Origin of the sequence: Psychrobacter lutiphocae DSM 21542, assembly GCF_000382145.1 — a bacterium.
In the GTDB taxonomy this organism is placed as follows: domain Bacteria; phylum Pseudomonadota; class Gammaproteobacteria; order Pseudomonadales; family Moraxellaceae; genus Psychrobacter; species Psychrobacter lutiphocae.
Window position 1 is genome coordinate 1 of sequence record NZ_KB907644.1, and the last position, 13,075, is coordinate 13,075.

Below are 13,075 nucleotides of genomic sequence, written 5' to 3' on the forward strand. Positions count from 1 at the left end.
CGGTGGTGGTAATGGACGGTGCATTATGGCATCAACCAAGCTTGAATCAGGGGAATGTCACTATGCTTAAATTACCACCGTATTCACCTGAGCTTAACCCCTCTGAGAACGTATGGCAGTACCTGAAGCAAAATGAGTTATCTAATCGCTGTTATGAAAGCTATGAAGCTATTGTTGATGCCGCTTGTTTGGCTTGGAATAATCTGCTCAAACAGCCACAAAGAATTCGCACTTTAACCACTCGTGCTTGGGCTCAACTTTAATTATTGGGTTTGGTATAATATCATTTTGCCCTCTATCGTTATCTAAACCGTCTTCAACTGAGGTATGGGTTGTAAACTGGGTAATAAAACAGCTATTGTTCTTTGAAAGGTTAACCTCTTGAAAACTAAATTCGGGCATGCTTGGTGAGCTCCTGGCATCGTAAACGGCTTAGCTGGTATTTTTTTACTGGCTATTTAATTAATTTGTGTACTTTATCTAACCATAACTAAGCAAGTTACATGCCAGTTTAAGCCATTTCAGTTGCTCTATTTAATTGATGTTCTTTAATGAGCTCGTTTATTTGCCCTATACAGGAGCCACAATTGGTACCCGCTTGACATAAGCTACCCACTGCACTTGCATCACTGCAGCCCTGTGAAATAATGGTATCAATAATGGTATTCTCACCTACCCCCATACAGGCACACACTATAGGACCAGGATCTACGTAACCACTGGCTGGTCGTCCCGCTAACAACCACTTAACCGAAGGCACTTGACTCATATCTTCAAAGCAACTATTCAACCAGTGGGCACTCGGTAACTGCTCTAAGTTAGGAGCAATATAAACTGCCATCATAAGCTGCTCAGATAATTCAGATAGGACAGCTTTAGAGTTAGGTATAGAAATAGGTGTAGGTTTAGCTGCAGACTTAGAGTTATATTTAAATTCGGGCTCGATTGTTGTGCTTTGACTAACCACTAAACGCAACTGCTCTGCACTAGAATTCACCATAAAACTTGTGGCTATTGCGTTATCTTCACTTACTTCTTTTAAATCTCTATTTTTAATAGTAGTTTTAGAAATAGTAGTTTGAGCGCTTTTAGTTTTAAAACTTTGACTTAAATGAGTAAGACGGGCTACCCATTGCTGCCAAAAATCTGCTGTTAACCAATCTTTATGCAATGAGTCACTACAAACCCCCATGTTTATTAAAATACAGTCTTGTTGTCTACTTAGACTCCAAATGAATTCTGGTTCTGAGTGGTTTTGGTTGTTGTCGGCCAATTGACGTAATTGCACCAATACAGCATCCATCCAATCAGGATGCACCAAAATACAGCCTACTGATTTTATATTAAGTGATTTTACTGTTATCGCTGAATTTTTCAGTTCCGGTTGAGATGATATAGGGTCTACTTTAGTGGGAATCAGAGTACCTACTCTCGCTAAGCTAGCAAAAGCATCACTCCAATGCATAGGCATGAACCCATCCCCTACACGCATTTCATTACTGACTTTTACTTGGGCAACAACGTGAGAGGTTTTTAGACTTGACGCACTTTGTGGTTTAGTAGATGATTTAGGTAATTTGTTATTTGAAGAGCTATTATTTAAAGAGCTATTGTTTAAAGCGCTGTCATTAGATAATAGACCCAACTGTGACAAGTCTGCGTTCATTAGCACATAGCTATCGTTATCAACACCCAACTTTTCGGCATCTCTTGGATGTAAAGTAAGAGTTGGCACAGCTTGTTGCTGATTAAGCTTCGGCGCCAAAGCAGTTCGGGTCATGGTATGCCACTGATCGCGCAATCTGCCTGTTATTAATCTAAGATTTATATTTTTACTTGTCCTTTTTGTGCTAGTTTCACTTTCAGATTCTAAATTAAGGTTTGCTTCACTTTTTTGCTTTAAATGACTATTTAACATGCCATAACTATTCACCGCGCCAGCTTGTTTGGGAGGTTCTATTGCAATGAACTTAGGTGCACCTTGTTTATACTGTTTACTGTTTACATCGATATGCTTACCGCCCCATTGCAAAGGGGTCATTAACTCATAATCTTGACCATGACGCTCAAAGTCAGTTACCAAATCCAGTTGCCGAGGATACTCATCCTGCTTATATCGAGTCAAGGCAGCGTGTTCTAAGAAAATCTCACTAGGCTGAGTATAATCAAAACCCTCAAATCCCATTTGTTTTGCTACTTGCGATAGTATCCACCAATCTGGCTTTGAGCCCCCAACGCCGGGCAAAAGACTGCGTTGTCGCGAGATACGTCGCTCAGAATTAGTTACTGTTCCAGATTTTTCACTCCATGCTTGCGCTGGCAATACAATATCAGCACATCTTATAGTGTCGCTGTCTTTAGAGCATTCAGATACAATAACCAGATCACATTGCGCTAAAGCGTTACGGAATTTATCCGCTTCAGGTAAGCTAACCACAGGATTGGTAGCCATTATCCATATCGCTTTTACTTTACCCTCAAGGATAGCATCAGCCACATCGCAAGCTTTGACCCCAGTTTCAGGTTCAATAGGCTTAGGTGATTGCCAAAATTCAGCCACAGCTTGTCTATGCTCTAAACTGTCTAAACTTAGATGACCTGCCAGCAAGTTAGACAAAGCCCCTACTTCCCTGCCGCCCATGGCATTAGGCTGACCTGTCAATGAAAACGGGCTGGCACCAGGTTTAGCTACTCGGCCAGTAAATAAATGAGTGTTAGTAATGGCATTGACCTTATCTGTGCCACTACGAGATTGATTAACTCCCATACTAAAAGCGGTAATTGTTTTGTTATTAGCAGCCACTAATTGATAAAATTTTTCTATTTGCACAGCATCAACTTGTGTGGCTTCGGCTACTGCTTCAATACTCCATTTTTGGGCACTATCAATGGCTTGCTGCATACCTACACAATCAGCAGTATATTCAACATCTTCACACCCCTTCTCCTTTAAATACTTGAGTAGGCCATTGTATAAATGGGTATCGCTACCAGCCACAATAGGCAAATGTAAATCCGCAAATTCGCAAGAATCCGTACGCCTTGGATCTATAACAACTAATTTTTTGGTTGGATTCTCTTGCTTGGCTTTCAAAAAACGGCTAAACAAAATGGGATGACACCAAGCCATATTGGAGCCCACTAATACTAATAAATCGCAATCCTCAAAGTCAGTATAACTACCCGGTACTATATCTGCCCCAAAGGCTCTTTTATGACCTGCAACCGCTGAAGACATACATAAGCGAGAATTGGAGTCTATATTATTGCTACCGATAAAGCCTTTCATTAATTTATTGGCAACATAATAATCTTCAGTAAGAAGCTGGCCTGATACATAAAACATCACGCTTTCAGGGCCATGCTGGTTAATAGTGTCATTTAGTCGAGTCGCCACATCGGTGATAACAGTTTCCCAGTCGATTTGTTGTATAGCTAAACAATGATCCGCCTGCTGTGACTGAGAATCCTCTATCAAACTATTTGTTAAATCATGAGGCAGACTGTTCTGCATACTGATCTGTTTATTTTGATAATAAGGATAGGTTAAGCGGCGATCCTCCCTTAAAGTTTCAGCCAGATTACTACCCTTCGAGCACAATTTACCTAAATTAGCTGGATGCTCTGGATCACCTTTTACACTTACTTTACCCGTACTGTTATCTACGGTTGCCAACACACCACAACCTACCCCACAATAAGGACAAGTGGTTCGCACCGTTTTAGTTGCATTATTTTTTTGTAAAAGGGAGGCGCTATCACTTTCCAAGGTTAAGGTGGTAATAGTATTTGAAGAGGTATTGGCTTTAAACGTACTGGCCTGACTGGATTTGATAATATTCTCGCTATTTTTACTTTGGCTTTTGGGGTAAATCTATAAATGAATAACAGTAACGCTGACAATTCTATTCCTAAGCAACTGAAGTAATATCGGTTTCTGAAGCTGATTCTGTGGCTGATTCAGATGTGAACTCTAAATTAAGTTTATTATTTTCGTTCCCTGTTAAAGCTTTAGCTGGACTATTTACTAGAGTATGTGAAACAGTTCCATCATTTTGTTCTAATAACGACTGGCAATAAGCTGTTCCAAAAATAAGGTCTTGCTTAAATTTAGAGATATCAATTTGTTCATTAATAAGCTGGCTATAAAAGTTACCATCACCAGTTTCACCATACAGCACTACCCCGACCAGATGGTTGTCTTTAATATACAAACATTGGTAATGCTCATCCTCAATATGTCTATACTCAATTTTTTCGATAGCCTCTAACTCCGTCTCATCAAAACTAATTTTACCTGAAGAGAACACAGCGATACCTGACACCTTGAGCTTCAATGCTAAAGGCACGCTTATAAAGGGAAGCCATTGCTGTTTTGAATGTTGCTCGGTCAACACTTGTAATAGAACTTCAACGTGTTGATTTACTGATGAAACCATACCAAAAAGCTCTTCGTTTATTTCGACACACTCGCCGATGGCATAAACGTTTTTGGCACTGGTATGCATATATTCATCTACCAAGATACCTCTATTAACCTTAAGACCTGCATCGATTGCCAGCTTAGTATTGGGAATAATACCCACTGCCATAACGATAAAATCAGCAGGCAATGTCCTGCCATCTTGTAAACTAAGTCCAGTCACTTCATTACAACTATTTACCTCAATAGTAGTGGTTGAGGCAGAAGTTTCTAGCTTAACCTTTCTACGCAATAACTCTTGTTGTAACATCATCGCTGCTGGTTGATCCAACTGTCGATTGAGTACGTAGTTATCGACATGCACTACGCTCATAGCCGCACCTTGTAAAGATAAAGCACAAGCAGCTTCTAATCCTAATACCCCGCCGCCAATGACCAATCCAGTTTTACCTTGCTTAGCATACTCAGTGAGTACAGCCACATCTGCCACATCACGAAAGACGTGGACCCCTTTGGCTTGATGATTAGGAAAAGGAATAACGCGTGCTGTGGACCCTGTAGCAATAACCAGCTTGCCATAACCCAGTGTGTCACCACTATCTAATGATAATTGCTGATTTTTAGTATCTATTTTATCTACACTTACACCCGCTAAGACATTAATATCCAACTGTTGGTATTGTTGTTTGTCATATAAATAAGTAGTTTCGAAAGCGGTTTCCCCCGCCAATACTGGGGATAACATAATGCGGTTATAACCCACTTCTTTTTCTTTACTAATTAAAGTAATTTTTGGGCTTTTACAAGTTGTATCCTTCCATAATGTCGCAAGTTTGATGGCTAAGCGACTACCTGCCATACCTGCACCAACTATAACCACATCACTAAACGAAACTTGATCATTTTGGTCAAGAAGCTTGTCTAATTTTGCGATGGTGCTGGCTTTATTTAGAGCTGGCATGCGATACCTTAGCCACATTTGCGGCAACAGAAATAAGTTTGCTTATTGATTTTTTATAACCATTAGGCCTTATAATCAAACGGCTTCAAAGAATAAAATTCTCGTAAAAAAGTTATAAGCTTAAAGCGTTGGTACAAACTTAATAAGTAAAAAAATAATAATTATACTCTGTACCAAGCAAATGCCATGCCACACCAATAAGGGATTGCGTTTAATTAACGGCTCAGGATCAGTTAATGATGCTGAATTATCGGGATTAAAGTCTTGTAAAAACTCACCGATTGCTTGATGACGGGCATTGGTATTTCTGTGTAATGCACGAAGTAATGCTTGCTGACTGGTGGCTGGGACTTGCTTTTGACTCATTAATTGCGTCGGAACTATCAATGTTGAGGTCGCCGACATCAGCTCTTGTGCAGTAAAAGGGCGCTGTGCAGTCAGCAATTCATAACCAATGACGGCAATCGAAAATAAATCGGAATGCACACCTTTTGGTGCATCAGTGTAGTATTCTGGTGCAGCATAGTGTAAATCACCTACTGGTGGACGGGTATTATCTTTTAAAATTGAGGAAGCTACTGACCCAAAATCAATGAGTTTTACTGCCCCTGATTTTGTTAACAAAATGTTTTCAGGCTTGATGTCTTGGTGTAATAGGTAATTACGGTGCATAACCCGAACCGCCATACCTATTTTGGTCAATAAATCATGGGTTTGCCACACGTCACAAGGACCATTTCTATCCATAAAGACGCGTAAACTTTCACCTTCGATATATTCGGTCAGGTGATACAAATAAATTGAGCTGGCAGGTACGGGGTAATAGCGTAGTAACCCAGACTCCCCTAAAGCAGAACTTGACCCTCGTGTAGATTTATTACTAGCTTTCCCCCTATTGCCTGAATTCTCTCTATTATTAGAGTCATTAAGGCTATTTAGAGGGACATTGGATTTATTAATAATAAAGTTGGGATCGGTCTGATTATAAGCTGACTCGCCTGCCCGCCTATTTCTCGAAAGGCTTAAACCTATTTTTCTTTCTTTTAAAAAGCTACGCAGATACTCTCCATCATCTACCGTTCTTAAACTTGGTGATTTTAAAACATACTCATGACCAGTATCATCTTCTACTAGGTACACTTCACTTCTTGCAGTACGAGCTATAATCGCTTTTACTTTAAAACCATCTATACTGTCATTGATTTCTAATCCCGTTGGTAGCTTAAATTGTATCGGCTGACTTTGATCATCCTTACCAATTGAGTCAGTTCCATTTGTTGTTACACCCGTATTTAACGTACCGTCATTATTGTCTATCATATCTTTTGCACCATTTAGGCTCTTAGCAAGCCCCATACCCAGCATAATAATACTCAAATTATCATTACTGCCTTCTTCATAAGCTTGGTGGCATAACTTTTTAGTTAAATCCCAGTTTTTAATAAACTGCCAATTTTTAGTATTTTCTAATTTGGTGGTAGCAGCATTAAATTCATATTGCATATCAACAGGATTAAGATGTTCATAAACCCCATCTGTCATTAAAGCGAGGTATTCATTTTGGTGCATGGTAAATACACTTTGTTGTAAATCAATACGAGTATCTGCCCCAAGCGCTGCAGATAGAGCCCCCTTATCTTGACCGTGATGAATACGGTGATCTTCACTAAGTACGGTTGTCGTCTCTGCACTAAATCGATATATCCGCGAATCTCCGGTGTGAAATAGATAAACCCTATCCTCTATACATAGCACACCAGATAACGTGGATAATAAGGGTGGCACCCGCTGGTAGGATTGTGAGAAATACATTGAATCGTTGGCTTTAACCACCGCTGATTTGATAATCCCGGCAACTCTCTCATCATCAAAAACTTTCTTTGGTAACTGCTCATTCATTTGTTGTTTGTCTAATATAGACTGACGGTACAAATGATTTAATCCTTTGATGATGTATTCGGTCACAATTTCTACTGCTAACTTGCTGGCTTGTTTCGGGAATTGACAGGCACTGACCCCATCGGCCAAAACTGCTAATACAGGTAATTGATGTGCTTGAGTTATTAATTGGGTTGGGTTGGTATTTAAATCTATGTTTGCTTCAGCTTTGCTTTCAATATAATTTAAAAGACAGGTAGTCATCATCAAGCTGTCTTGATTTTCCTTTTTACGGCCAGCCATGGTGTGAAAATCGAACCACCAAGTGGACTTATTGCTAGAATAATGGTTTGAATTATTTCCAAAAATTGTTGTAGTTTGGGTTTTAATTTTTTCTGGTTCGGCTTTATTTAAGTCGTTTTGCTCTATCTCATTTTTATTGAGGTTAAAGTTAGGCTCTACTATATTTCCTAGATTTGGCACAAAGGTTCCTTTTAAAAAAAACCACATTAATAACATAAAGAAAAAGGTATAAAGAGAGATAAAGCCAGAGTTTAAGCTTTATCTCTCTAAAAGTGATTATTTGTAGAACTATTATTTGCAAACTGATTGCGTTTGAACTAAACGGATCATTTATATTCATAGTCAGTACGGTCAGTCTGCTTAATAAATATTTGCAAAATTAATGACTAACTTTGATCTCTGCAAAGGTCCCATCCGGCATTTCTTCTACGATCACCCCAGAAGGCTCTTTTAAGAAAAATAAGGCGATAAAACCAACAATTGCAGTTATCGCTATAACGAAGAAGAAGGTTTGATAGCTAACCATACTTAACACTGTCAGATAAACCACTGAACCCGTATTGCCATAAGCACCGGCCATACCCGCGAATTGTCCAGTCATACTACGTTTAATTAATGGAATAACCGCAAATACTGCACCTTCACCAGCTTGCACAAAGAATGAACAGAACATGGTGATTAATAACGCCATAGCGATAGGCCAACCAGAATCTACTATACCCATTAGGAAGTAACCCGCTGCTAGGCCTGCTGTAAGTATAAGTAAAGTTGTCTTACGACCAAATCTATCACTTAACCAACCGCCACCTGGACGAGACATCAAGTTCATAAAGGCATATGATGACGCCAATAAACCCGCCGCCACAATCGATAAATCAAAGGTTTCTTGATAAAACAAAGGAAGCATTGATACTACCGCTAGCTCTGAACCAAAGGTCGCAAAGTATAAGATATTTAACACACCAACTTGTTTAAAATCATAACGTTGTGCTTCTGGAACTTCGGTATGAAAAACTTCTTTATTGTGGCGATAACTACTTATAAATTCATATACATATAGGATGCCAAGCAATACGTAGATAATGTTTACTGTAGACTGGCTGAGTAGACTCACACCCGTTGGAGAAAGCTTCCATGCAAGAATAGCTAAGGCCAGATACATAGGAATCTTAAATACCATCATCAACCAAAAGTCACCTTTTGAAGTAACGGTCATCGCACCATTTTTCTTAGGCTTAAAATAAGTAGAACCTTTAGGCGTATCACGAACTTTTATATAGAAAATAATAGAATATAACGCCATCACTGCACCTGATGTGGCACAAGCATAACGCCAGCCTTCAGCGCCACCAAACCAAGCTGCAAAGCCGATGGCCATTGTGGGTAATAACATGGCAGCAGCAGCTGAACCAAAGTTACCCCAACCACCATAAATACCTTCTGCAGTGCCTAGCTCATTTGAAGGGAACCAATCACTGATTAAGCGAATCCCGACCACAAAGCCGGCACCGATAAAGCCCATTAAGAAACGTGACAAAGCTAGCGTTTCATAATCTTGAGCAAAGGCGAAGGTAAAACAGGGTATTGAGCCAATGGCTAAGATACAGGTATACACCAGTCTCGGTCCAAATCTATCGGTCAACATCCCTATTATGACACGAGCTGGAATGGTTAAGGCTACGTTTAAGATTAGTAGTGTTTTTACTTGTTGTTTGGTTAAATCTAAAGTTTCACCAATAGCTGATAGAAAGGGAGCATGGTTAAACCACACAAAAAAGGTTAGAAAAAACGCCATCCAACCTAGATGAAGGATTTTATTTTTTCCCGCAAAGGAAAAGATATTGAGTTTATTCTTACTGGGTGGGACTGGGGTAGCAGATGACATCTAATGCTTCCTTAAGATATAGGTAGTTTGCTCAATTCACAGTTTTTAATTATTAAAATGACCTTTAATATTTAAAAACTAAAAATAAGTACTCATTCACTTCAAATTAATTTAATTTCTTACAGTTAAAAAAGTTATTAAAATCTGAGCTGTTTCTAAGCTTCTAAAACTAGTTAATAAAACTAGCCATTAACTTGTTGCTAAAATTAAACTAATATTTACATAAGTGAATATTGCAATCCCTGTGCCATGTGCTTAGTATTTTCAGACTAATTAGCTATTTTATAGCCATTACCCCTTAGATTACCCCATTAAAATTTACTTCCCCAATATTTGTCTAAACTATATATATTCGACTATTAGAATATAATTACTATTCTTATCCTACTTATTTATAAATATTTGTTATTAGTTTTACGACTTCTCTTATTTTATTATTCTTAATTTTTAAACAGCTGCTTTTTGTTACAAAGTTATGCTCTAAAATATGACTTAAAATTACTTTTAATTTTATTTAGCACTAATTTGATACTTTTTTTAATTAATTTCCCACTAAACCACCTATTTTTTATTTAGTTAATTCTAATTTCTAATTTGCTGGTGTCATTCAATATAGCCATTTACTTGAAGCTGTCTTGTACTATTCTTACCCCTATAGATAGCAACAACTATTTATAAGTCTTATAAGTCGCACCTCCTTGAAAATAAACCTAATCAAAATAATTCTAAATAATTGCTGAATATTCGTTACTTAGAATATATGGCACGATTATTGTATGTATTACGTTAGGCATTAGGCGGTAAGCATGATTTTAAAATGTATTAATTGTTGACATTAATTATTGGCATCAAATCAGGTCTTAATTTAATCGACACTTAGTTCAGTATCGAGCCTACAGCATAACCCCACATAAAGGAATAATTCATGAGTAAGGCAGATATGAGTAATACAAACAGCACAAACAAACCCAACCTAGTAGTGGTAGGTAATGGCATGGTGGGGCATCATTTTGTAGAAAAAGCCATTGAACTTGGCTTAAATGACACCTATGACATTCATGTTTTTGCTGAAGAAGATCGCCCCGCTTATGACCGGGTTTATTTATCCAGTTATTTTGAGCATAAAGATGCCAGTAAACTCAACCTTGTAGATATTGAACATTATGATACGACTGCAATAAAACTACATTTAAACCAACGTATTGTAGATATCAATAGTAAGAACCACAGTATTACGATAGAAGGTGGCGAAAGCGTTACCTATGAAAAATTGGTGTTAGCCACTGGCTCCTACCCCTTTGTCCCTCCTATTGAAGGTCGAGATCATTCCCATTGTCATGTCTATCGTACCATTGCTGACTTAGAAAAAATTTTAGAAACGGCACAAAAATCAAATGTAAAAAAAGGCGTTGTGGTCGGTGGCGGGCTGTTAGGTTTAGAAGCTGCCAAAGCATTAGTGACCTTAGGACTTGATACCTACGTCGTTGAATTTGCTCCTCAGTTGATGGGCGTTCAGCTAGATCCTGCTGGTGGTGAGATTTTAAAGAAAAAAATTGAAGCTTTAGGAGTAACGGTTTTAACAGGCAAAAACACCAAAGAAATCGTTCATAACCGCTGTATTTCAATGAATCACGATATCCATCAAACAGCGGAACAGCCTGGTATTCATTTAGAAAAAGATACCTTTTTGACCATGAAGTTCACTGATGATACAGAACTGGATACAGATTTAATCTTATTTAGTGCCGGCATACGTCCCCAAGATGGCATTATGAAAAATAATCCCGAGTGCGGTGTAACCTTAGGTGGTCGGGGTGGCATATTAATCAATGACTTTTGTCAGACCAATAATGAAGACATCTATGCCATCGGCGAATGTGCCGTTTGGGACAATAAAGTCTTTGGTTTGGTAGCCCCTGGTTACACTATGGCCAGTATTTGTGCTGCTCAAATCGCTGGTGATACAGAAAAAACCTTCACTGGTGCCGATATGAGCACCAAGCTTAAACTAATGGGTGTTGATGTCGGTAGTATTGGCGATGCCCATGCAAAAACCGAAGGCAGTCTTAGTTATGTCTATCAAAATCCTAATGAGGGCATCTATAAAAAGCTGGTGACCAGTAGCGATAATAAAAAACTACTTGGTGCAGTTATGGTCGGTGATACTGAAGACTATAATAATTTATTGCAATTATTCCTAAATGATATTGACCTGCCGGCGCATCCTGAAAGCTTAATATTACCCAACGTTGAAAAGCCTGCAATGGGCGTAGAAAACTTACCCGATACAGCCACTATTTGCTCCTGTTTTAATGTTACCAAAGGAGCCATATGTGGTGCAGTAGAAGATGGTGCTTATTCTCTAGCTGAGGTCAAAAGTTGTACCAAAGCAGGAACCGGTTGTGGTGGCTGTGCTCCTATGGTTAAAGATGTTTTGGGCTATCAGCTTACCGAACTGGGTTTTGAAGTAAACAATGATCTCTGCGAACACTTCGCCTATTCTCGTCAAGAGTTATACAGTTTAGTGCGTGTGCAAGGCATAAGAACCTTTGATCAATTGTTAACTGAACATGGTAGTGGTCATGGCTGTGAAATTTGTAAACCTGCAGTCGCTTCAATTTTATCGTCTTGCTGGAATGACTACGTTTTAAAAACTGATCTTGCACCCCTACAAGAAACCAATGACTACTATTTAGGTAATATCCAAAAAGACGGTACTTATTCTGTAGTGCCACGTGTTGCAGGTGGTGAAATAACGGCTGACAAACTTATCGTATTAGGTCAAGTCGCTAAAGATTTTAATCTTTATACCAAGATTACTGGTGGACAGCGTGTTGATTTGTTTGGGGCACGTTTAGAACAGTTACCTGATATCTGGGAGCGTTTGGTCGAAGCAGGCTTTGAGACTGGCCATGCTTATGGCAAATCACTGCGTACCGTTAAATCTTGTGTCGGGGAGAATTGGTGTCGTTATGGTGTAGCAGACAGTGTAGGTTTGGCCCTAACTTTAGAGAACCGCTATAAAGGGGTGCGTTCACCGCATAAAATTAAAATGGGCGTTTCAGGCTGTACCCGTGAATGTGCGGAAGCCCAATCTAAAGACTTCGGCATTATTGCTACCGAAAATGGATGGAATCTTTATGTCGCAGGTAATGGCGGTATGGTACCTCGTCATGGTGAATTATTTGCCACTGATTTAGATACTGAGACTTTAATCAAATATATCGACCGTATCACGATGTTTTACATTAAAACAGCGGATAAATTACAACGCACTTCAAAGTGGCGGGAAAGCTTAGAAGGTGGTTTAGAATATTTACAACAAGTTATTATCGACGACAGCTTAGGTATCGCACAAGAGTTAGAAGATCAAATGCAGTTACTGGTTGATAATTATGTTTGTGAGTGGAAGGAGACCATTACCGACAAAGAGAAGTTAAAACGTTTCCGTCATTTTGTTAACAGCGAGCTTGGTGATGACAATGTAGTCTTTGTGACCGAACGTGAACAGATTCGTCCTGCAACTGAAGATGAGAAACAAGTTTTAGAAACTGTAGGTTGATTTGTATGTTTCCTAAAAATATTTAAAACTTTTACCCCCATCTCTATGACAATATACATTAAG

General features: G+C 38.8%; 6 protein-coding genes. 2 read left to right on the plus strand and 4 right to left on the minus strand.

The window, feature by feature from the left end:
- Window positions 1–263, plus strand: a 263-nt coding sequence (locus H140_RS0109170; protein WP_019672900.1) for a transposase, incomplete at its 5' end; no start/stop codon positions are given.
- Window positions 264–511: 248 nt separating this feature from the next.
- On the opposite strand, the gene H140_RS0109175 is transcribed toward H140_RS0109170, so the two are convergent.
- The 4 genes from H140_RS0109175 to H140_RS0109190 form a co-directional block, all read right to left on the minus strand.
- Window positions 512–3,679: a molybdopterin-dependent oxidoreductase gene (locus H140_RS0109175; RefSeq protein WP_019673364.1), complete on the minus strand. Its 3,168-nt coding sequence runs from the start codon at window positions 3,677–3,679 to the stop codon at window positions 512–514.
- Between the two features lie 232 nt (window positions 3,680–3,911).
- The gene (locus tag H140_RS0109180) at window positions 3,912–5,384 is read right to left on the minus strand and encodes an NAD(P)/FAD-dependent oxidoreductase (protein ID WP_019673365.1); all 1,473 of its coding nucleotides are present in this window, start codon (window positions 5,382–5,384) and stop codon (window positions 3,912–3,914) included.
- 120 nt (window positions 5,385–5,504) lie between these two features.
- Window positions 5,505–7,745 (minus strand): protein kinase domain-containing protein, encoded by a 2,241-nt coding sequence (locus H140_RS0109185; protein WP_019673366.1) that lies wholly within the window; start codon window positions 7,743–7,745, stop codon window positions 5,505–5,507.
- Between the two features lie 199 nt (window positions 7,746–7,944).
- Window positions 7,945–9,450, minus strand: coding sequence for a NarK family nitrate/nitrite MFS transporter (locus tag H140_RS0109190; protein ID WP_019673367.1), 1,506 nt, complete (start codon window positions 9,448–9,450; stop codon window positions 7,945–7,947).
- Window positions 9,451–10,375: 925 nt separating this feature from the next.
- Here H140_RS0109190 and nirB point away from each other — a divergent pair.
- Window positions 10,376–13,012, plus strand: coding sequence for a nitrite reductase large subunit NirB (gene nirB, locus H140_RS0109195; RefSeq protein ID WP_019673368.1), 2,637 nt, complete (start codon window positions 10,376–10,378; stop codon window positions 13,010–13,012).
- The last annotated feature ends 63 nt before the right edge of the window (window positions 13,013–13,075 follow it).